The 23,709-nt window shown below is 30.8% G+C and carries 18 protein-coding genes and 2 riboswitches; of the genes, 11 read left to right on the top strand and 7 right to left on the bottom strand.

Features of this window, described 5'->3' with window-relative positions:
- Positions 1-30 precede the first annotated feature (30 nt).
- Positions 31-1,938 carry an endonuclease MutS2 gene (locus tag G9F71_RS06630; protein WP_164951237.1) on the bottom strand — a complete coding sequence of 636 codons (1,908 nt, stop codon included), beginning with the start codon at positions 1,936-1,938 and terminating at the stop codon, positions 31-33.
- A 552-nt stretch (positions 1,939-2,490) separates the two neighbouring features.
- Between G9F71_RS06630 and G9F71_RS06625 the strand changes: the two genes are divergently transcribed.
- Both G9F71_RS06625 and G9F71_RS06620 read left to right on the top strand, forming a co-directional pair.
- Positions 2,491-3,291: a leucine-rich repeat domain-containing protein gene (locus tag G9F71_RS06625; protein WP_164951236.1), complete on the top strand. Its 801-nt coding sequence runs from the start codon at positions 2,491-2,493 to the stop codon at positions 3,289-3,291.
- A gap of 97 nt (positions 3,292-3,388) precedes the next feature.
- On the top strand, positions 3,389-3,985 hold the full coding sequence (locus G9F71_RS06620) for a hypothetical protein (RefSeq protein ID WP_164951235.1): 597 nt from the start codon (positions 3,389-3,391) through the stop codon (positions 3,983-3,985).
- A gap of 95 nt (positions 3,986-4,080) precedes the next feature.
- Here G9F71_RS06620 and G9F71_RS06615 read toward each other — a convergent pair whose 3' ends face one another.
- The 4 genes from G9F71_RS06615 to G9F71_RS06600 all read right to left on the bottom strand — a co-directional run bounded on the left by G9F71_RS06615 (position 4,081) and on the right by G9F71_RS06600 (position 12,247).
- Positions 4,081-5,928 carry an ABC transporter ATP-binding protein gene (locus G9F71_RS06615; RefSeq protein WP_164951234.1) on the bottom strand — a complete coding sequence of 616 codons (1,848 nt, stop codon included), beginning with the start codon at positions 5,926-5,928 and terminating at the stop codon, positions 4,081-4,083.
- A 15-nt stretch (positions 5,929-5,943) separates the two neighbouring features.
- Positions 5,944-7,803, bottom strand: coding sequence for an ABC transporter ATP-binding protein (locus tag G9F71_RS06610; RefSeq protein WP_224626231.1), 1,860 nt, complete (start codon positions 7,801-7,803; stop codon positions 5,944-5,946).
- Between the two features lie 533 nt (positions 7,804-8,336).
- Entirely contained in the window at positions 8,337-9,149 is an 813-nt protein-coding gene (locus tag G9F71_RS06605) for an SWIM zinc finger family protein (RefSeq protein WP_164951233.1), read from the bottom strand.
- 68 nt (positions 9,150-9,217) lie between these two features.
- Positions 9,218-12,247 carry a DEAD/DEAH box helicase gene (locus tag G9F71_RS06600; RefSeq protein ID WP_164951232.1) on the bottom strand — a complete coding sequence of 1,010 codons (3,030 nt, stop codon included), beginning with the start codon at positions 12,245-12,247 and terminating at the stop codon, positions 9,218-9,220.
- Positions 12,248-12,521: 274 nt separating this feature from the next.
- Here G9F71_RS06600 and G9F71_RS06595 point away from each other — a divergent pair, with 274 nt between their 5' ends.
- Positions 12,522-13,430 carry a chemotaxis protein gene (locus tag G9F71_RS06595; RefSeq protein WP_164951231.1) on the top strand — a complete coding sequence of 303 codons (909 nt, stop codon included), beginning with the start codon at positions 12,522-12,524 and terminating at the stop codon, positions 13,428-13,430.
- 61 nt (positions 13,431-13,491) lie between these two features.
- On the opposite strand, the gene G9F71_RS06590 is transcribed toward G9F71_RS06595, so the two are convergent.
- Together G9F71_RS06590 and G9F71_RS06585 are read right to left on the bottom strand one after the other, a co-directional pair.
- A complete protein-coding gene (locus G9F71_RS06590; RefSeq protein WP_164951230.1) occupies positions 13,492-14,739 on the bottom strand; it encodes a DUF4179 domain-containing protein in 1,248 nt (415 codons plus the stop codon).
- A gap of 1 nt (position 14,740) precedes the next feature.
- Positions 14,741-15,301, bottom strand: coding sequence for a sigma-70 family RNA polymerase sigma factor (locus tag G9F71_RS06585; protein ID WP_164951229.1), 561 nt, complete (start codon positions 15,299-15,301; stop codon positions 14,741-14,743).
- A gap of 211 nt (positions 15,302-15,512) precedes the next feature.
- Here G9F71_RS06585 and G9F71_RS06580 point away from each other — a divergent pair, with 211 nt between their 5' ends.
- The 8 genes from G9F71_RS06580 (at position 15,513) to thiC (ending at position 23,708) form a co-directional block, all read left to right on the top strand.
- On the top strand, positions 15,513-16,697 hold the full coding sequence (locus G9F71_RS06580) for a response regulator (RefSeq protein ID WP_164951228.1): 1,185 nt from the start codon (positions 15,513-15,515) through the stop codon (positions 16,695-16,697).
- Positions 16,687-17,694: a response regulator gene (locus G9F71_RS06575; RefSeq protein WP_164951227.1), complete on the top strand. Its 1,008-nt coding sequence runs from the start codon at positions 16,687-16,689 to the stop codon at positions 17,692-17,694. Before G9F71_RS06580 ends, G9F71_RS06575 begins: the two co-directional genes overlap by 11 nt.
- A 19-nt stretch (positions 17,695-17,713) precedes the next feature.
- Positions 17,714-19,027 (top strand): ATP-binding protein, encoded by a 1,314-nt coding sequence (locus tag G9F71_RS06570; RefSeq protein ID WP_164951226.1) that lies wholly within the window; start codon positions 17,714-17,716, stop codon positions 19,025-19,027.
- A gap of 143 nt (positions 19,028-19,170) precedes the next feature.
- Positions 19,171-19,274, top strand: a riboswitch (TPP riboswitch).
- Between the two features lie 139 nt (positions 19,275-19,413).
- Positions 19,414-19,544: riboswitch (TPP riboswitch) on the top strand.
- A gap of 60 nt (positions 19,545-19,604) precedes the next feature.
- Entirely contained in the window at positions 19,605-19,799 is a 195-nt protein-coding gene (gene thiS, locus G9F71_RS06565) for a sulfur carrier protein ThiS (RefSeq protein ID WP_125003440.1), read from the top strand.
- Between the two features lies 1 nt (position 19,800).
- Positions 19,801-20,412, top strand: coding sequence for a sulfur carrier protein ThiS adenylyltransferase ThiF (gene thiF / locus G9F71_RS06560; protein ID WP_164945408.1), 612 nt, complete (start codon positions 19,801-19,803; stop codon positions 20,410-20,412).
- A 29-nt stretch (positions 20,413-20,441) separates the two neighbouring features.
- Positions 20,442-21,218 carry a thiazole synthase gene (locus G9F71_RS06555; protein ID WP_164951225.1) on the top strand — a complete coding sequence of 259 codons (777 nt, stop codon included), beginning with the start codon at positions 20,442-20,444 and terminating at the stop codon, positions 21,216-21,218.
- The gene (gene thiH / locus G9F71_RS06550; RefSeq protein WP_164951224.1) at positions 21,218-22,324 is read left to right on the top strand and encodes a 2-iminoacetate synthase ThiH; all 1,107 of its coding nucleotides are present in this window, start codon (positions 21,218-21,220) and stop codon (positions 22,322-22,324) included. The genes G9F71_RS06555 and thiH overlap by 1 nt, the downstream gene beginning before the upstream one ends.
- Before the next feature lie 70 nt (positions 22,325-22,394).
- Complete coding sequence (gene thiC, locus G9F71_RS06545) at positions 22,395-23,708, top strand: phosphomethylpyrimidine synthase ThiC (RefSeq protein ID WP_164951223.1); 1,314 nt, start codon at positions 22,395-22,397, stop codon at positions 23,706-23,708.
- Position 23,709: the final 1 nt, after the last annotated feature.

Genomic DNA, 23,709 nt, shown 5'->3' with positions numbered 1-23,709 from the left:
ACTTGCCCTGTGGATGACACCCTACTTTTTTTAGTTTACCCTACTACTGCTTATTTCCTTTTGAATCTTTTTCAACGCCTTCTTAGATCCTCTCTCAAGGTCTCTTTCTAATTTTCGCTTTTCATAATCCATAAATAATATATTAAAATCATAATCCTCTGGGTACAAATCCTCAGCCTTTAGCTCTAATTTTAATCTTTTTTCATTAACCTCTAGGAAGTCATCTTTATATAACACTGTTATATTATTAAAGCTATCCATTGGTTTATAAACTATGGCAAAGTCCATATACTCCATAAGCAGCACCCTATCACCTATTTTATAATCATAAGTTTTGCTGTTAATAATGTCTTCTTCATCTTTTTTCTTTTTCACCTTACTATCTCTTACTAAATCTAAATTGTAATTCTTATCCTCTGCATACTTTTTTGCTTTTTCAAGAATAGAATCCCTTATGCCCATTTTCTTAGAAATCCAAAGCGCATTACTCTCTCCTGATTTACCTATAATTAGCTTGTACAGTGGCTCCAATGTATTGTTTTCAAACTGCATTGCTGCATTTTCAAAGTCGCTATGCCTTTTAGAAAAGTTTTTAATTTCCCCATAATGAGTGGTGGCCATTATTATGCACCCTTTATGATAAAGCTCTTCTAGTATTGCAATAGCAAGACCAGCCCCTTCATTGGGCTCAGTTCCACTTCCTATCTCATCACATAATATTAAAGAAGATCTATTGCTACTATTAATTATCTCTGCTAAATTTTTTACGTGTGAAGAAAATGTGCTTAAGGAATTTTCTATGCTTTGATCATCTCCAATATCTACAAATATCTTTTCAAATACAGATATTTCAGTACCATCTTTAGCTGCAATATGAAGCCCTGATTGTACAGCTATTGTTAAGAGACCAACAGTTTTTAGCACCACAGTTTTACCACCAGCATTAGGTCCTGTTATTATTAATGCCCTATAATTTGTGCCAATGTTAAAGTCTAGTGGTACTATATTTCCTTTTAATAGTGGGTGCTTGCCGCCAACAATGTTTATATATCCATAATCATTAATTTTAGGCTTTATTCCCTCTATGGCTCTACTATATTTAGCCTTAGCAAAAATCATATCATACACTGCGATTACTTCTATATTGATTTTAATTTCCTTTGAGTTATCAAATACTAATCCAGTTAAATGCGATAATATTTTATATTCTTCCATGGCCTCCTCAGATTTTAATACTACCAACTCTGCTGTATTTTTTGATATAACACTAGGCTCTATAAATACCGTAGATCCTTTAGATGAAGTTTCTACAATTGTCCCTTGCACATGATTTTTAAAGGCTGCCTTTATAGGAATTGTATATCTACCATTTCTCTTGCTTACAAAAAATTCTTGTATATAAGTTTTGTTCGTACTGTTTTTTAAAAACTTGTCTAACTGTTCTTGTATTTTACTTTCTGCATTTTCTATATATCTTCTGATTTTTTTAAGCTCCTTACTGGCATTTGAATCTACTAAGCTACCTCTTATAGAAAATTCAATTTCTTCCTCTATGGATTTAAATTCTGTAATTGAATCCCCATAACTGCTTAAAGTAGGGGCATAAAACTCTTTTCCCTTCATAAAATCTTTAATTTTTCTACAGCCTCTTAAAAAGTTACAAAGTTTTGTTAACTCTTCCGGCTCTAATATTGCCCCTTTTTCTATATTATCAATAATATTTTTTATATTAAATATTCCTTCTAATGGAATGTGCAGAGCCGTATCTAACAATGCCCTTCCCTCGCTAGTTTCGCTCAGCCTACTCTCCACAACTTTTAAACTGGTGCTTGGCTCTAGCCTATCTATTAGATTTTTTCCGAGTCCACTCACACAATAAGACTTTACTATTTCCTTTAACTCATTATATTGCAATTTATTAAAAGTATTTATATTCATTTTTATCTCTCCTCATATCAACCTTTTTGTTCTATGAAGATACTACTCCCTAGATAGATTTCATTACCACTCTCTCTTTAGAATGGTTAATTAATTTTGCAAACACTTTTATTTATCTGCAAAATAAAAAAAGCCGTGGATACTACCACAGCTAAAAATACGTAACTTCATAAAAGATAGATCAATCTATCTCTTCTTACTATAACGGTACTTTGTGGAATTGTATCTTAATAGATTTTACCAAATAAACCCATGACAAATAAAGGTATACTATACCCTTTTTCAAAGATTTATTTAATTATAAAATTTAATCTATTTTGATACTAACACGCTCATAAAGCACCTCATTCTTTTATTTTAACAAAATCTATCTAATGTTATTTTATTACATTATATGTGTATTGTCAACTATCTTTTAAACTTACCACGTGGGTTACAACCTACTTTCCTATTTTTTTAGACTTATTTATGTAATTATTTATGTTATAATTAGGCATGTTAATAAAAGTAATATATTTCATTAACAGTAAATATCTAAGGGGGTAGATCCATGTGATTAAATCCAATTTACTAAGCAAAACATATATTAAAATTGTTTTAGTTTTTCTTATTATTGTAGGATTATTCTCGATTTTTCAGTACAAAACATACCTAAACAATAATGTACTAAAATTTGAAAATAAAAATTTTGAAAAGCTAGTGAGAATGACTATCCATAAGCCTAAGGGACATATTTTTAAGAAAGACTTAGAAAATATAAAAAAGTTACAAGCTAGTTCCGGAAAAATATCCGATTCATTCCGTTCAGCTATACAATATAAAATCACCGATTTAAATGGAATAGAATATTTTAAAAATTTAGAAACTGTATCACTTGCAAGAAATGATATTACCGATATATCACCCTTAAGCAAGTTATCAAAATTAAAACATCTAGATTTATCATCAAATCTAGAATTAGCAGATATATCACCATTAAGCAAGTTATTAAATTTAGAATATTTAGATATATCTTCAATTAAAGAATTAACAAATATAAGTCCATTAAGCAAACTAACTAAATTAGAGTATTTAGATGCTATTGACAATAAGATAAAAGATGTATACCCCCTATCTACTCTTCCCAATATAAAGACATTAAGATTATCAATTAATGAAATTGAAGATATTAGCAGTCTAAATAAGTTATCCAGTTTAACAAATTTGCACTTAGGAGCAAATAAAATCAAAGATATAAGACCTTTAAGTAATATGACCCACCTAAAAGTATTACAATTAGAAAAAAATCCTATAGATGATTTTAGTCCATTAGATAGTTTAAAATCCGTAGATATTAGGAAAGAGTTAATGTAAGCTTCGCCTAGAATAGGCTGGCATTAATTTAGCCCCTCAGTTTAAATATTTGCCATTGCGAAAGAAATATTATTTATAAGAGAAAGGATGATTTCACATGAATATCAGAATCTCACAAAATAAAATCGAACCTTTTCTTAATAACTACTTCAAGCATTTATGGTTTAAATTATTTATTATCCAAGAAATACTTTGGATTTCATATTGCTACATTCAGCATTGCTACCTCCAGCATCGCTATCTACTAATTTCTATATTACTTTCATTTTTGCTTATCCCTATTTCTTTCATTACTCCTAAGTTACTTCATAAAGAAAACCGAAAATTCATTGCGCAATTCTATGATAAGAAAAATGGTGAATTTAATTCTAATAAAAAAATCACTAAAGCAATCACTGTAATATGTAATCTTAAAAAGTTTAATGGTCCAACCTTTGGTGCTCTTACTTTGAATTCGAACTCATTAATCTTTGTACCCTTTAAAGAAAACCTTAATAACGAAAAATTTATAATTGATGATATTAAAAATCCTAATGTTCATATATCTGTGGTTAATCTACAGCATTCATGGATTAATAAAGTATTTTTCAAGGGAGATCTTTATTGTTTAGACCTTAAATGGGATGGTAAAAATGTTGTATTACAAATGCCTAAAGATGAATTAACTAAAATCCAGACACCCTTGGGATATTAAAGATAAAAAGAGCTAAAACTTATTTTATTAATTTAAAATAAGTTTTAGCTCTAATTTAATTACGAACTTGCCATTTGAATTCTACCATCACTTCCCTAGGAAACCACAGCTTTGCTTTCCATTTCCTTATCCTCAAGCAATTGATTTGTATATAGGGTATAATAATAGCCTTTTTTTCTTAGCAGTTCTCTGTGAGTTCCTGATTCTGTTATCTTTCCATGTCTTATAACAAGAATTTTATCTGCAGACACGATAGTCGAAAGTCTATGAGCAACCACAAAGCTAGTTCTATCTGAGAGAACTTTTTCTATGGCATTTTGTATCATTCTTTCTGTCTCAGTATCTATAGAAGAGGTAGCTTCATCAAGAACAAATAACGCTGGGTCTGCTACGATAGCTCTAGCAAAGGAGATAAGCTGTTTCTCTCCTGTGGACAGATTGCCGCCACCTTCACCAACTTCTGAATCGTAGCCTTTTTCTAGTTTACTTATAAAACTATGAGCATTTACAAGCTTTGCTGCATTTTCAATTTGATCCAATGTGGCATCTAGCTTTCCATACATAATATTATCTCTAATATTCCCACTAAATAGATGTGGGCTTTGAAGCACATAGCCAATATTGGATTGAAGCCACAATAGTGATCTTTCTCTATAATCTATTCCATCAATTAATATTTCTCCACTACTTGGCTCATAAAATCTACAAAGTAAATTAACTAGGGTACTTTTTCCAGAACCTGTTTCTCCAACTAGTGCTATAGTGTCACCTTTTTTCACTTTTAGGTTAAAGTTTTGAAACACTTTTTCTCCGTTTTCATAGGAAAAACATACATCTTTAAATTCAATATCTCCATGTATTGGTTCAAAGTTTTCTATTTTGGGATTGAATAAATCTCCGTATTTTTCAATTACATCTTTCGTGTCCCATATATCCGGCTCAGTTTCTATTAATGTTATTATTCTTTCTGCAGATGCTTGAGCATTCTGAAGTTCTGCAATAGTTCCTGCCAGCTGACTTACAGGGTCAAAAAACTGTATTGTATAAGCAATAAACATTACAAAAGTACCATAGGATAGTGGTCCTGATATAACACTTTTCCCTCCTATCCACAAAACAAAACCTGCTCCAAGGCTTCCCATGGATATAACAATTGGAAGAAATAGAGCAGAAAACATAGCTGCTTTTACAGCAGAATTCCTCATATTACCTGCATCTTCCACAAATTCACTTAGATTTTCCTCTTCACGAACAATAGTTTTAGTAGTTTTAGCCCCAGATATCTCCTCACTAAAATCTGCAGTTAATTGTGAATTTAATTTTCTCACTTTTCTATAAGATTTCAAGATTTTCTTTTGAAAAAACATTCCTATTAAAAATAATGGTGGTACAACACTCATACATATAAGCGTCAAACGTACATTATTATAAAGCATTACTCCTATAAATCCAGTCATCATAACTAGTGCCCATACCATATCAATGAGTCCCCAGGATATTATTTCACTAAGCCTTGCTACATCCGAGGTCATTCTTGCCATAAGCCATCCCACTGAGGAGTTATCATAATATGAAAAAGATAACTGTTGAAGCCTTTTAAAACCCAGCTTTCTTATATGATAAGCCAAGTGTGTCTCAATCTTACCTGCATTTATTATAAATAGTCTTACATTTAATGCTTGAAAAACAATTATACAAAAGTAAACTATTGCAAAGGTGGTAAGCCCATTTGTAGTTTTCTTCATTATAAAATTATCAATGGCATACCTTGTGAGGAGTGGCATTACCACGTCTATACCTGCTACGCCTACCATTAAAAAAGCCAAAAATACAAGTCCCTTTTTAAATTCTGTAAGATACTTAAAGAGTCTTCTCCATATACCTATATCTATCTTTTGCGCTGATTTATTTTCTACTAATTTATTTTCATCTATTTTAGACATAATATCACTTCCCTTTTACTCATTGCATACCTGCTTTTCATCATCTAAAGCATCTAATGATGTCTGTATTTCCCATATTCTTTTATAGATACCATCTTTTTTAATAAGCATTGCATGGGTTCCTATGCTTTCAATCTTTCCATGGTTTAAAACTATAATTTTATCTGCAGCCATAACTGTTGAAATTCTATGAGAGATTATGAAGGTAGTACTGCCTTTACTTTTCTTTTTAAGTTCTCCCCTTATAACTCTATCCGTTTCAGCATCCACCGCACTTAATGAATCATCAAATATCAATATGGGCATATCTTTTATAAGTGTTCTTGCTATTGCAACTCTTTGTCTTTGTCCTCCTGATAAGGTAACACCCTTTTCTCCAACGATGGTGTCATACCCCTTTTCAAAGGAAGTTATAACATTATGCACAGCAGCTACGTTTGCTGCATTGTGGATTTCTGCATCTTTTGAATCTATCTTTGCCATTTTGATGTTTTCCTTTATAGTTCTTGCATAGAGGAAGGGTTCTTGAAGCACTATTCCAACATTATTTCTCATATGCTTTCTTTCAATATCTTTAAGCTCTACTCCATCAATTTTTATCGAACCACTATCATAGTCATAAAGTCTTAATAAAAGATGCACCAGGGAGGATTTACCTGAACCTGTTGGTCCAACAATAGCCACTGTTTCGCCTCTCTTTACTGTAAAACTTATATCTTTTAAAATTTCATTGTCTTGCTCGTATTCAAAGTTTACATTTTCAAAGCTTATTTCTCCTTTAACCTGGGGCTTTAGTGCTTTCCCATATTCCTGCTCCACTGGCACATCAAGAATATTTGTTATCCTCTCAAGAGAAACTGACATCTTTCCCATATCGGAAAGTATTCTACCCAGTTGTCTTACAGGCCATAACAACATTCCTTCATAAGTGTTAAATACAACCAAAGTACCCAAACTTATTTCTCCATTAACTGCAAAATATATGCCTGATATTAAAACCAGACCAATTTGAGTCATACAAAGGACATCTGATGTAGACCAATAAGTTGAAAGCAGTTTTACTAATTTAAAATTCAAATCCCTATATTTCATATTTTCTTTTTCATATTTTTCGATTTCAAAGTTTTGTCTTCCAAAAGCTTTTACAACTCTAACTCCACTTAGATTCTCTTGAAGCACTGATGTTAAAGCACCCTCTTGTGCATCAGCTTTTTCAAAGGTATTTTTAATTTTATAAAAAAATACATATGAAAATATAAATATAATTGGTACTATAACCATTGCTATAACCGTCATTTTTTTATTAAGTGACAACATCATTATAATTGCAAAGGTTACTATAAAAAATGCTCTTCCTATTTCCACCATTTGCGTCGCAAAGAATTTTCTAACGGTGTCCACATCTGAAGTACATCTTTGAATTAAGTCTCCAGATTCCGCTTTTACATGGTATTCATAAGGCAAATTCTGAATATGATCATAAAGCTTAACTCTCATATTCCTAGCAATGTTTTCAGCTGCCTGCGCGGAAAGTTTCCCTCTCAAAAATAGGAAAACACCGCGTACACAGGTCAATGTTACAAGACTCAAAGAACATATCCATAAATTTCTAAAAAGCACCCTTGTTCCACCTACCATCATTACCAGCTTTTCTATAGCTTTCGGGACATCCAGTGGTTTATTTCCTATTACTGAATCTATTGTTACTTTTATAATCATAGGCTCTAGCATAGCTATAAATGTAGCTGCTGCTATAGAGAGTATTGCTGCAAAGTATAATAATCTATTTCCCTTGGTTAGACTTAAAAGTTTCTTAATATAAATCCCCTCCTTGTGACCCATTACAGTGGATATTACTACTTGTGCATTTTCCACCTTTTAATATAGTTTTAGTACATTTTTCAAAAACTCAAGTGTGAAAATTAAAATTCCAGCCCCTAAATTTTCTGTAATTGTGTGTTTTAATCATTTTCAAACCACTCCTTCTTTTTAATACAGCAAAATTTATTACTATAAAAATTAAAAAGCCGTAGAATATATATATATTCTACGGCTTTTTAAAGATATAATTAGATGTTAAGAGTACTTGTATTTTTAAATAAAAGTTCTCTTAAAGACTAATAAAAAAAGCCGTAAATACATATTCCTCGGCTTAGATAATTAATATAAATAACAAAATTAATTAATATTAAAAATTTGTACCAAGATCGTGTTTATATAGTTCATTAAATTTTACTGCAAAGTTCATACTTTCTAATGTAAATCTCTTATTTGTAAGCATGGTCACGACCTCCTTCTTAATATTAGTTGTTGCCAACAAAGTAATTATATACCATAATTACTTATATTACAATGCGAATTTTAAAAATATTCAGATATATTTGAAGACTTATTTATATCTAAGTTTTTCACTTTCCATCTATATATTTTCTAGTCTCCTCTTCAGCATTACTATAGGCCTTCCTCATTTTATATCCAAATTCATCTTCACTAGTGCAAAAGTCTGGAATACCCAATGTTTTTATAACACCATGCACAACTTCAGGTGATACATAAGAAAAAGACATATTTAATACCTCTTCATCTATTCCATTTGAATTCTCAAATTCTCTTTTTAAATCCACAATAGTTTTTTTTGACTTAAGCTGTTTTTTTACTTTTGTTTTAATTACATCACTTTCATTCCCACTTCTTAAAATTCTCAAGGCTTTTAAGAATTCTTCTTTATCCATGCCTCTCAGTTTTAAAATCACAAAGGGGTCTTTATCAAATTCAAGCCCAAGCAGATAATGAACAGCAGCTATATGTTTACATGGATTTGCAGCATCAGGGCATGAACAATGAGTTATTAAATGTATTTGTTTTTTAGGAAAAAGCGAAACTCCCGCTTCTTTAAAAGCTTCCTCTATATTTTCAGGCATTTCTCCATTTAAAATCATGGCACAAAATATAGCCTTTTGCGCCATAATATTCATAATGTTTTTCCACTGCTCTTTTGAGAAAATATCAATCTCCATATTTACTGTATATGGTGTTAGTCTACCACCCTGAACTTCTGCAATTATTTCGCCCTTTAAAACTTCCATACTTAGTACATTGCCAGCCCTTGCGTATTCACGCCCTTTATCAATTCTAGAACTTATAGTAAAGCTTGAAATTGCATTATTCCACTTTTTAGACCACCAATTAATCCCAAATTCGTTTCTTATTCTTCCGGTCATAGGGCTACCTCTCCTTACCATATCTAGGTATGCATTATTAATCCACTTTATCTGCTATCTGTCAATTGTTAACTATCAACTATGTTGTCATGATCTAATATAAATAGTTCTCTAAGTTCATCATTGTTCATTTCTGATATCCAGTTCTCATTTGTGGAAACTATACTTTCAGCAAGTGCCTGTTTCCGTTCTAGCATCTCATCTATTTTTTCCTCTAAGGTTCCCATACATATGAATTTATGCACATGAACATTCTTAACTTGGCCTATTCTAAAGGCTCTATCTGTTGCTTGATTTTCTACAGCAGGATTCCACCATCTATCGAAATGAAAAACATGATTAGCTTTTGTAAGATTTAACCCAAGGCCTCCAGCCTTTAAAGATAATACAAACACCATAGGTTCCGCTGTGTCATCTTGAAAAATATTTATCAATTCTTCTCTTTTCTTTCTACTAGTCCCTCCATGTAAAAATAATGTCTTTACATGGAGTTTTTTCTCCACTTCTAATTGCAAAATGTGTCCCATTTCTGCAAACTGCGTAAATACCAGTGACCTATCGCCTTCTTCTATAACAACTTCTAGCATTTCCAGTAGCCTTTCAAGTTTTCCAGAGCGACCTTCAATTTCACCATTGTCCTTTAAAAACTGTACAGGATGGTTGCAAATTTGCTTAAACTTTGTTAGAGATGCAATAATTAAGCCTCGCCTCTGTATACCTTCAGAGCTATCAATTTTATTTAAACAATCATTTACTACTGCTTGATATAATGTAGCCTGTTCCTTTGTTAGTGGTGCATATTCCTTAGTTTCAATTTTTTCCGGTAAATCTTTAATAATATTTGCATCAGTTTTAAGTCTACGTAGTACAAAAGGGGAAATTATTTTCCTTAGTTTACTACTTTTTTCAGGATCCCCCTGCCTCTCAATAGGAACTGCAAATTCACGTCTAAAGGTTGACCAATTGTACAAATAACCACTATTTAAAAAGTCCATAATAGACCATAAATCTGAAAGTCTATTTTCAACTGGCGTTCCTGTTAATGCCACCTTATATTCTGCTTTAAGGGCTTTTATATGCTGAGTTTGTTTGGATGCGCTATTCTTAATATTTTGTGCTTCATCTAATATAATACCTGCCCATTCTTCCTTTTGAAATAAATTCTTATCCCTTACTATTAGCGCATAGGTTGTAATGACAACTTCATTTTTGTGTATTTCCTTGCTAAAAGTTTCATAAGACCACCTACTATTCCCGTGATGGATTGCAGTTTTAAGTCCAGGTGCAAACTTTTCAATTTCCCTTTCCCAATTTCCCACAACAGAAGTAGGACATATTATCAAAGTAGGCTTATCCGTTAACTTATTTTCCCGCTCATAAAGCAAAAGACATATGCTTTGTACCGTTTTTCCAAGGCCCATATCATCTGCAAGGCAAGCACCTATACCATGATCTCTCAAAAAAGTTAACCAGTAAAAACCTCTTTTTTGATATTCCCTTAGAGTACCACTAAATCCCTTTGGAATATCAACTTCCTCTATACTGTTAAGATTAAATAATTTTTCAAAAAAATGCCCCACAGCTTCTTGATTGTCTATATTATCAACACTAATTCCAGGAATTATTTCCTCATCACTTAAATTAAGTCTTAATAATTCTCCAACAGGAATTTTTCCATTTAAACTTTTGTTCATTTTCATCTTGGAAAGTGTTTTAATTTGATGTATATCAATTTGTACCCACTCACCTCTTAACTGAATAAATGGAACCTTTAAATTTGAAATCCTATCAAATTCTTTCTCACTTATGGCATTTCCATCTAGGGCTAGCTTCCAATCATATTCAAGAATAGTATCCATATTAAATGTACTCTTTGTTGCTAAATTAGTATTTGTACTATGATTTTTATCCTTTAATTTAACTGAAAGTTTTGAAGGCTTTTTCCACCGAGACGGTGCAATAATCCCAAAGCCTTTTTCCTTTAAAAAGTAGGCTGATTCTCTTAAAAATGAATATGCTTCCTCCGTAGATATCTTGCACTCTACAGGTACTGCATCATAAAGACTCCTTTCAATTGGAATAAATACTTTTGATGCAACTGCCAGATCCTCTAGAAGTCGTTCTTGGGGATTATTGAATTTTTTATTTAAATAGGTTATGGTATCTAAAGATTCTTCAAAAATCATTTTTGCTGGTAGCATAAGACTAAGATCATCTTTTGCTTGAAGCAAATATTCAATTGTCCACTCCTCACCCCGAGTTGGTGGCATAACTTTGAAACAAGTACGGAACTTAAAGTTATTTTTTTTAATTTTTAATGGTTCTATCCATTTTTTATACTCATTTAGCATTTTAATCTGATCACTTGTATCAATAGGTATTTCAGGAAATCTTGAAAAAAGAGAATGTATCCAAGTACTTCCTAGGCTAATAAAACCTTCTCTTAAGTAATCATGCTCTGTGTTTATTTCGCTACAACTAAATCTCACCATACTATCAATCATAGAATCTATAAAATCACTCACAAGCTTAGTTGTATTTGTATATTTAAATTCCTCACTATCTAAAGGAAAATAAGCCTTACACTCTGTGGGCATATTGCTACATAGTGCCTTTTTTTTATCAATATACTCTGAATCACTTGTATGCCATCTCCACCTAGAATTTACTTTTTTAAGAACCCTATCTATGCTTAAAGAAGGCAAATATTTATGCTTTATAATTAACTCAGCTGTAAATTTTGCAACGGTAATCCAAAACTTTAATTCCTGTGACAATTCTATTCCATCCGCGCAGTTTCTATCTATATTTAAAATTATATGAAATGAATCTAAATCACTAAATGTGATGCCTCTAATTTCCCTTTTAAGAAGCTTATTTTTTATTGCATCATATTTATATTTTCCACATTTAATCTCTAGTGCTGAATTATTTAGTTTGTTACGCAACTCTTGGACTGAAGCCATTTCTTCATATAGTGGAAGTGCATCTTTTGGTGTTCTACCTTTTCTTGTACACTTAGTCTGCCCGTTCTCGCCCCACAATATAAATGTGTGCATGCCTTCTGTAGTTTCTATCCATCCGCCATTTAATATCATTTAACTTCACCCTCTACTAATGCCGTTAATATTTTATTGCATACTATACAGTTTACCATATTTAACTTAAAAATTTCACTTTTATATTCTGTTTTATTATTTTTAAATTCTACTTACCCAATAAATCATAATTCATATATTTAAAAGTAAAGTTGTGAAGTTTTTGTTCGACATATATAATATATATATCTTTAAAAAAAATTACGAAATAATTCAATTAAAAATTTTTTTTATTAAATCCTATGTTTATAACCATTCGAAAGTGAGGGAAAGTATGAATAATAATAATATACTCTTAGAATCTGGAACTGGTGAAGTTGAAATACTAGAATTTGTCATAAATAATAAGCATTATGCAATTAATATTATAAAAGTTAAAGAGGTAATACATGCAAATAACTTAACAAAACTACCTGATTCACATCCTGCCGTAGCAGGACTTACACTGTATAGAGATAAAATAATAACCTTAATAGATTTAAAATATGTTTTAGAAAAACAGCATAAAAGTGAAATCGAAGCAAAAATTATTCTATGCGAATTCAATAAAATTCAAGTTGCCTTTAGTATTGATAATATTGTAGGTGTTCATCGTATTAAATGGGAACAAATAACCAAGCCCGATGACATATCTGTTAATTCACTAGTTATAGGAAATATTGTTTTAGGCAATAAAATAATACTACTTCTAGATTTCGAAAAAATAGTTACTGATATCAGTCCTTCTACAGGAATTAGTGAGGATAAAATTATTGACATAGCTTATAAAGATAGATCTAATGTTAAACTAGTCCTGGCTGATGATTCTCCATTAATTAGAAGATTATTAAAAGATACTCTTCTTAAGGCTGGATTTAATAACTTAAAGATATTTGATGATGGAAAGCAAGCTTTAGATTATTTACTTGATTTAGTTGAACTTAAAAAAGAAAATTTCATGGAAGACTGTAACGTACTTATAACTGATATTGAAATGCCTCAAATGGATGGCCATACACTAACAAGAAAAATTAAAGAACATATTATCCTTAAAACATTGCCAGTTATATTATTCTCTTCATTGATTACTAGTGATTTAAAACATAAGGGTAACTCTGTTGGTGCAGATGCACAACTAAGTAAACCCGAAATAGGAGAGCTTGTAACTTGTATTGATGGATTCACTAACAATTCTCATAATTAAATAACACTATATATACTTTGTAATAAAAGCTGTGAATATTAAATTCACAGCTTTTATCACCTTAATCTACCACCTTCATATCAAAACCTCTTGGTACATTATACTCTATCTGTTTATTTTTTAAATCTATAGTAATATTCTTATCCTTCTTATTTATATATTTAAATCCATTACACTTAAAGCTCAATCCCTTTACACTCTTTATTCCACCTGATAATTCTACACAAATCATATTATTTCCAGAACTACATGTGAGACCATTATAACTTTTTGAATAATCCTTACCCTCTCCATCAACAAGCCTCGGCACTAATACCTCCAATAATTCATTTTCCTCACTTAACAATTTGAAATAAATTCTACTCCTTGATTTAGAAAGTTCCAATTTCTCAATCTTAAATATACCGATTTCACTTTTAAATTCTTTTCCTCGTATATTCAAAACCCTTAGGTCTTTATTGTAAATTTTATTATTTAAAGATATGGGTACACTTAATGTTGTAATTTTACTTTTTTCAAAAAGCTGTTTCACATCACTTATAGCTTTTTCATCTAACTGCGAAAGTGGTGTATGAAAAGATACATCATTTTTATAAACATCTATTTTCATTTCGAAGTCTTTAACTAAACTATCCATATTAACTTCTATATAGTTTTTGCTTTCATCTTGTGATATAGCCATCCATGGAAGATCTTTACCATCAGCTTTATTTTTAAATTTTATCTCCCCTAATATTGAACCCTCACCTTCAAGCTCATAGCCAATCCATAACTTTAAATCATCCCCTGCTATTGTGTTTACAGTAAATTTCACACCCTTATCTTCTATAATAGTATTTACATATTGAATATTGCCATTATCAATTACATTCTTAAATCCCTTATCAAAGGTCACTATTTCTATTAATTTGTTTAAGCCTGGTATTTTAACTAAAGCTAGTGCTAAATCCGGAAAGATATTAACTGATACTACAAATACGAACATTGCTGCTACTACTGATTTTATTATGTTATTAATGACTTTATTTTCCTTTACTCTTTTTCCTTTTTTAGATTCTCTTTTTAGGAGAGATTCAGTATCCTCTAACTTTACTATTTCTTTATTATTAATAATATTTTCTTGTGATACAGCTCGCACTTCTTTGTCCTGCTTAATTTTTCCATGAAGTTTTGCTCGAATTATTTCTTTAGCCTTATAACTCCCAACAGAATTTTCTATAATTATATTTATATCTGCTTTACCCATTATCATACTCAAATTTTCCTCAGAAATATTGTCTACTATATTAAATATCTCCTTTTCATTCATATCACACTACCTCCTTACATCTAATTTTCTTTAACAAAAGTCTGCACCTATATAACCTATTGTCTACAGAACTAACTGTAGTATTAAATTCCTTAGCTATTTGTTTTATTTCATAATTCATGAAATATCTAAGGTGAAAATATGTCTTATCCGGTTCCTTGAATTTATCAATCACCTCTAAAAAATCATTTTCAGCGATTTTATCAAATACTTCCTCTTCAACGCTAACTGATACTTTCTCTGGTGTATCCATATGGTAAGTGGACTCATTTAAATGCTTTTGTGTATGTTTTTGAAGTTTTCTTCTTAAATTAAGTGCTACTGTCCTTGTCTTTACATTTACATAGGTATCAAAGGAACCACGTTCCTTATCAAATTTATGAATTTCTTTCCATAAAGCTAAAAATACATCACTTACACATTCTTCAATATCCTCTTTTGTTCCAAACGGGCCCAAAATTCTTTTTATGTAATAATATATTCTGTCAAAGTACATATCATATAGCTCGTCTACAGCGCTGTCATCTCTTTCTTTTAGTCGATTAACCAATTTATCTATCATCTTTAAACACCTCTCATATAGTAATACACATGAAACATACAAAATCTCTCAATTAAGTAATCATAGCAAATGTGCCACCCCCGTGACAAGTGAAACTAAATTTTCTCATTTTGTAGAAATAGATTGAAAATTTAAAATTAAAGAATTATATAAACATTCCGATAATTAATATAAGTACTAAATATCAAATATTCTAACAAGAGGTGATTATATGGATAAATCTATCTTATTTGTAGATGATGAGAAACCTATTTTAAAAGCTATTAGGCGAATGTTTCTAGGTAGCGATTATACCGTGTTTTACGCTGAAAGTGGCGCAGAAGCTTTAGATATATTAAGTAAAAATATTATAGTTCTAATTGTTTCAGATCTAAAAATGCCTGAGATGGATGGATATGAACTTTTAAGTAAAGTCATGTTACTGTATCCTTCAACTATTAGGGTAATATTAAGTGGTTATGCTGAAGAGAATTTGATATTTAGAGCTATAAAAAATAACTTGGCAAGAGCCTATTTTTTAAAACCTTGGGAGGATGAGAAGTTTAAAATAGCTATCGATGAAATGTTTAAGACCCATGAACTATTAAAAAATGAAAATTTATTAGATATTGTAAACTCCTTTGATACCTTACCTACTTTGCCTGGATTATATATGAATTTGAATAAGCTTATAGCTAGAGATGCTGATATAGAAGAGATTTCATCAACTATACAAGAGGATCCTGCTATTTCAAGTAAAATACTACAGGTAGCTAATTGTGCCTATTTTGGAGCAAAAACAGGAGCAGTTAAGAAAGCAATTATGAATTTAGGCTTGGTAAACATTAAAAATATAATTCTGACGTCAGAAATTTTCAATTTAATTCCTACCAACTTAAAAGAAAAAGAATCACTTTGGGCCCATTCTAGTTTGACAAATCAAATCATGGTTAAAATATACAAAAATTTACTCAAAAAAAAATTACTAGATAAAGATGCATCAGCAGGTCTTATGCACGATATAGGAAAAATTATTCTCTTTAAAAATTTCCCTATAGAATACGAGAATGTACTTAATGATATTACTAAAAGGAAGATACCATTTAGTCAAGCTGAGAAGGAACGCTTAGGCGTATCTCATGAAGAAATTGGTGCATATCTTTTAAACTGGTGGGGTATCCCTGATTCTATTGTAGAATCAGCCTTATACCATCATAACCCTTTAAATGCCAGTAAGATAAATCTTGAACTAACTTGCACTATTCATATTGCTGATTACTATTCACTCAAATTGTTAAATTTAGAAAATTACTCAATTTTAGATGATAATGCTTTTAGTTGTTTGAATATTGAAAAATCAGAGTTTGAAGAATTTATTGAGCATATTAAAAATGAGGTGGACATGAATGGAGTATAACAATGTACTTTTTGTAGATGATGAATTAAAAGTATTAAGCTCAATTAAAAGAGCAGTTATAACTGAAAATTTTAAAAGTTATTTTGCCACTAGTGCTGAAAAAGCTTTAGAATTTATGGAAAATAACACTATCAGTGTTATTGTTACAGATATGAGAATGCCTGTAATGGACGGATTAAAACTTTTAAAAATCATAAAAGAAAAATATCCTGATACTATAAGAATAGTTTTATCTGGATATTCACAGCTCGCACAAATACTTGCCACAGTAAATGGAGTTGGTGTATTTAAATTTATAACTAAACCATGGAGTGTAGATGAAGATTTTCTCCCTGCAATAATAGAGGGCATAGAGTATTATAATCTAAAAAAGGCTAGCGATCAATTAAAGACCTTTTTAGAAGACAAAAGTCATGCATATAACCGTATTTTAAAAACAAATACTGATACAGTTCTAAATAATAAAATTGACATTGAAAATATAAAAAATATCAATAATATAATGTTCAAGATAATTAACCTTATTATAACTGACAATGCAAAACTTAATATTACTTTTAATGAAATAGAACACTATATTAAAATTATATACGACATATATTTTGGTTACCTTAATACATTACCATCTAAATATCAAGCTTATAATTTAACACAACTAACTGAAGATCTTAATAAAACTTTAAGCGAAAACAATAAAATTACATGTATAGATGAACTTAAATACCATGGCAATTATAGTTTATTAGTTTATATATCAAAAGAATTATTTAGTCATGTATTAAGAAATTTTAAAGAAGAAGAATTTTCAGTTAACTTATTAAATGAATCCTCAATAAGTATAATATTAGATTTAAGTAAAAAAGAAGAATATGATAATACAGAAATTAATCTTGTAACGTACTTTTTAAATGGATTAAGTTCTATTTTAAAAGGTAAAATTATTCACAGTAAAATCGAAAAAAAAATTATATTTACTATTAATTGCGATAAATTTTAAATAATCATAGGAGGGTACTATGAAAATATTAATTGTTGATGATTCAAAATTTAATATTGAACAGGCAAAAAAAGCTTTTGAAGAGAATAAAATAAATTGTGAAATTGAAGGGTGTACTTCCGGTAGTAATGCTCTTAAAATAGTAGACTCTGAAGAAATTGATATTATTATGTTGGATATTATTATGCCTAATATGACTGGTCTGGAAGTATTAGAGCATTTAAGATCAAATCCTAAATATAGGGATATAATAATAATAATGTTCACTTCATTAACTGATAAGGAATACCTAAGGAAGAGTTTTGAACTAGGTGCTAATGAGTTTATTAATAAGCCTATTGAAGCTATAGAATTTGCAGCAAGATTAAAAGCTGCTATAAAATTAAAGAGTAACCAATTAGCTCTTAAGGATGCTTTTAAAATGCTTGAGGCAAAAAATAATTCATTAAAAAGCACAACACTTAAATTAAAAGAAATGCAATTTCAACTAATTCAAAAAGAAAAGCTCTCTGCCATAGGTGAACTTGCAGCAGGTGTTGCCCATGAAATAAATAATCCATTAGGTTATATATCCAGTAATCATGAAACACTAAGTAAATTTCTTAAGTCGTTGAAAATTATTTTAGTTGAATATCGTGATTTAATAGATAATATAGCTAAAAATTCACATAATGAAGAATTGACAAATGATATAAATAAGGTTAAAGAAAGTGAAAGCTTATTAAATATCGATTTTATACTTGAGGATATTGATGATCTAATGAATGATTCCAGAGATGGGATTCAGAAAGTAAGTAAAATTGTTAAAAGTCTAAGAAATTTTGCAAGAACCGATAATGAAGATGAATATAATTACTATAATGTTAATGATATTGTTGATGAAACACTTCTTGTAATAAAAAATGAATGGAAATATTCCATAACCATAGAAAAAATATATGGCGACTCCCCAGATATATATTGTAATAGGGGCCAAATTGAACAAGTAATATTAAATCTGATAATTAACTCAATACAAGCAATTAAAGAGTATAACAAAGAGCAAAAGGGCAATATTACTATTAAAACTACTTGCGATGATAATTATATATATACTTCTATTGAAGATAATGGACCAGGAATAAAAAAAGATTTATTAAATAAAATTTTCAATCCTTTTTTCACTACAAAGGACGTAGGAAAAGGAACTGGTTTAGGCCTTAGTATATCTCACGACATAATTGTAAACAAACACAAAGGTGAGCTTGATGTGAAAACTGAAGTTGGCAAGGGAACTATTTTTACAATTAAACTTCCTTTAACAAAAATAAATGATGTAATCGAAGAAAACTAACTAACATATGAAATAAAACAAAGGTGCCACCCACGTGGCATCTGTAAAATAATAAGCTACAAAAAAACCTTTACAGAATAATATTTCAGTACTATAATGAACACAAAGTAATATTTTGGTTATTGTTCACATGAAAAATAAATATAATTAACTAGGGGTGCCAATTTGGCTGAGAAGGTTTATATTAACCTAACTCTCTGAACCTGATGTAGCTAAAACTACCGTAGGAAAGTTATTTGCGATGATTATTATAATTAGTCTTTATAGTATTTCCTTGTAAAAAGCTTTACCATATGGTAAAGCTTTTTTTAGTTTATATTTAAAATTTAATAATTAGTCATTTCCATAAAATAACAAGTGATTACCACTAGTTATTTTATGGAAATGCCTAAAGCAAGGGGAGCTTACTTGTCACATGAAAAATGTGCCTTCATAAGCTGAGAAAGAGATGTTATCTCTGACCCTCATAACCTGATTTGGGTAATTCCAACGTAGGGAGCGGATTTGTATTTTTATTGCAAGCTCTCTATGGGCTTGTATTTTTTATTTCCATAATATTCTTTTTAGGAGGTAAATCATGATTATAAATGGCACTGAAATGATCTTTGAAAATGGCATAACTATAACTACCCTACTTACTCATTTAAATCTATCTTCCGAAAAAGTAGTTATAGAAGTAAATTATGAAATCATACCAAAAGAAAACTATGAAAACCATAAACTTTATAAGGCAGATATCATTGAAGTAGTAAGCTTTGTGGGAGGTGGTTAAAATGGATAATATCAACATGATACCCGTGGATAATATTTCTGAAAAACTTAAAAATGCTGTAGTTGGTATTGCTGGACTTGGTGGTCTAGGTTCAAATGTGGCAGTATCTTTAACAAGAATAGGTATAGGCAAACTTGTACTTATTGATTTTGATAAAGTGGATAAAAGCAATTTAAATAGGCAGCAATACTTTTTAAGGCATATTGGAATGTATAAAACTGAAGCCTTAAAAGAAGTATTGAATGATATTAATCCTGATATAGAGCTTGAAAGCACAAATATATTTGTGGATGAAACTAATATAGAACAATTATTTAAGGATGTAGATATCATAGTTGAAGCCTTTGATAATTCTCAAAGTAAAGCTACATTAGTTAATACTACTTTGCTTAAAATGCCTGATAAACCTATAGTGGCTGGCTCTGGTATGGCAGGATATTTTTCAAGTAACTCAATAAAAACAAGAAAAATACGAAATAATTTTTATCTAGCTGGTGATGAATTCTCTGATATTGATCTAGGCTACACGCCTTTTGCACCTAGAGTAAATATAGTAGCAAATCACCAAGCTAACATGGTACTTAGACTTATTTTAGGGGAAAATGATGTTTAAATTTATTTTATATAAAGGGAGTGTATATTATGGACAATCTAATAATCGCTGGTGTAGAGCTTAAAAGCAGACTATTAATAGGTACAGGTAAGTTCAGTAATAATGCTATGGTACCCAAAGTTATTGAAATTTGTGGTACTGAAATAGTTACTATGGCAATTAGAAGAGTTAACTTATCATCGAAAGAAGAAAATATTTTAGAGTACATACCTAAAAATTGTATATTGTTACCTAATACTTCTGGCGCTAGAAATGCAGAAGAAGCAGTTAGAATAGCTCACCTTGCAAAAGCCATGGGCTGTGGTAACTGGATTAAAATTGAAGTTATATCAGATAACAGATATCTATTACCTGATAACTATGAAACCATAAACGCAACTGAAATTCTTTCAAGAGAAGGCTTTGTAGTACTTCCCTATATGAGTCCTGATTTAATGAGTGCAAAAAGATTAGTTGAAGCCGGCGCCGCTGCGGTGATGCCTCTTGGTTCTCCAATAGGAACTAACCGTGGAATAAGAACTAAGGAATTAATACAAATACTAATAGACGAAATATCTCTTCCGATAATCGTTGATGCCGGTATAGGAAGACCCTCACAGGCAGCTGAAGCAATGGAAATGGGAGCTGCTGCAGTACTTGTTAATACTGCTATAGCAACCTCAAATAATCCAGTGCAAATGGCTGAAGCCTTTTCACTTGCAGTAAAAGCTGGAAGACTTGCGTATATTGCAAAGCTTGGCTCCAAAAATAGTTTAGCTGTAGCATCTTCTCCTCTAACTGGCTTCTTACATGAAGGTGATAAATAATGAGTTTTTATGATTGTTATACTGAGCATAAGAATATTGACTTTGAGGATTTTTTTAAACAAATAAAAGATGAAGATATTTTAAATATTCTTAACAAAGATAAGATTTCAAAACAGGACTTTTTAGCACTACTTTCGCCAACTGCCGAAAAACATATGGAAAAGATAGCACAAAAGGCTCATCAATTATCACTGCAGCATTTTGGAAAAACAATTTTGCTATTTACCCCCTTATATATATCAAATTATTGTGTTAATAAATGTGCCTACTGTAGCTATAATGTGGAAAATAAAATAAAAAGAAAAACCTTAACTATGAAAGAAATTGAACAAGAAGCAAAGGCTATTGCGTCTTCGGGGCTTAAACACATTCTTGTACTAACCGGTGAAAGTAGCACTGAAGCTCCTGTATCTTATATAGTTGATGCCGTGAAAATTTTAAAGAAATACTTTGATTCAATTTCAATAGAAATATATCCCTTAACTACAGATGAATATGTAAAAGTCGTTGAGGCTGGTGTGGATGGTCTAACCCTATTTCAAGAAACTTATGATGAGTGTATTTATGACAAAGTCCATATCAAAGGCCCAAAGAAAGATTACAAGTTTAGATTAGATGCACCTGAAAGAGGCTGCAAAGCCAAAATTAGAAGCATTAATATTGGCGCACTGCTAGGTCTTGCTGATTGGAGAAAAGAATCTTTTTTTGCAGCACTACATGCAGAATATCTTCAAAATAAATATGCGGAGATGGAAGTTAGTATTTCCACCCCTAGAATAAGACCTCATGTAGGAAGTTTTAATGATCTATGTTTTGTAGAAGATAAAAATTTACTTCAAATAATTCTTGCTTTTAGAATCTTTCTTCCTCGTGTAGGTATAACACTTTCTACAAGAGAAACCCAGAGCTTTAGAGATAATTTAATTCCCCTGGGAATAACTAAAATGTCTGCTGGTGTATCTACAGAAGTTGGAGGCCATACATCATCATCCTCCTCTGGTGAGAGTCAATTTGAAATAAGTGATGATCGAACTGTAGACGAAGTTAAGAAGGCTATACTTGCTAAAACCTATCAACCTATTTTTAAGGATTGGATGGCACTTTAAATTCATCATTAAAAGGTGCATAAAATATACTGAGTATTAAAAAAAACTAAATAATAAAGGAGATTTTAAAATGATATATACAACTCAAATGGATGCTGCAAAAAAAGGCTTTACTACAAAGGAAATGGAAATAGTGGCTAAAAAGGAAAATATGGATTTAGAACTTTTAAAAAAGCTTATGTCACAAGGTAAAATTGTTATACCTGCCAATAAGAATCACAAATCCCTAGACCCAGAAGGCGTTGGAGAAGGCTTAAAAACAAAAATAAATGTAAATTTAGGTATATCAAAGGATTGCTATGATATTGATGAAGAAATGAAAAAAGTACAACTAGCTTTAGACATGAAAGCTGAGGCTATAATGGACTTAAGCTCCTTTGGAAAAACCAAAGAATTTAGACAAAGACTTGTTACATGCTCCTCTGCTATGATTGGTACTGTTCCAATATATGATGCTGTAGGTTTTTATGATAAAGAATTAAAGGACATTACTGCAAAGGAATTTTTAGATGTTGTAGAAAAGCATGCAAAGGATGGTGTTGATTTTGTAACTATTCACGCAGGTATAAACCGTGAAACTGCTAATGTATTTAAAAGAAATAAACGCCTTATGAACATTGTTTCAAGAGGTGGTTCCCTTCTTTATGCATGGATGGAACTTAACAATAAGGAAAATCCTTTTTACGAATATTTCGATGAGTTATTAGATATATGTGAAAAATATGATTTAACCTTAAGTCTAGGAGATGCATGCAGACCAGGCTGTCTAAATGATTCTACTGATGCTTGTCAAATCAAAGAATTAATGACACTGGGAGAACTTGCCCTAAGAGCTTGGGCTAGAAATGTACAAGTTATTATAGAAGGACCAGGTCATATGGCATTAAATGAAATTAAAGCAAATATGCTCCTTGAAAAGAAACTTTGTCACGGTGCTCCCTTTTATGTGCTCGGACCTATAGTTACAGATATAGCACCAGGCTACGACCACATAACAAGTGCCATCGGCGGAGCATTAGCTGCAAGTTGTGGAGCTGATTTCTTATGTTACGTAACTCCAGCTGAGCATCTAAGATTACCAATGCTTGAAGATGTTAAAGAAGGTATCATTGCTGCAAAAATAGCTGCTCACGCTGGTGACATAGCTAAAAATATTCCAGGTGCTCGCGACTGGGATAATGAAATGGCTAAAGCAAGACAAGAACTTGATTGGGAAAAAACCTTCCAGCTTTCAATTGACCCAGAAAAAGCTAGAAGATATAGAAAAGAATCTACTCCTGAACATGAGAATAGCTGTACTATGTGTGGGAAAATGTGTGCTGTGAGAAATATGAATAAAATAATGCAAGGAAAAGATATCAACATTTTAAGAGAAGACAACTAAT

The sequence above is a fragment of the Clostridium sp. FP2 genome, from assembly GCF_011065955.2.
GTDB classification, from domain to species: Bacteria; Bacillota; Clostridia; order Clostridiales; family Clostridiaceae; genus Clostridium_AD; species Clostridium_AD tagluense.
This window is presented reverse-complemented; position numbering and strand designations above follow the sequence as displayed.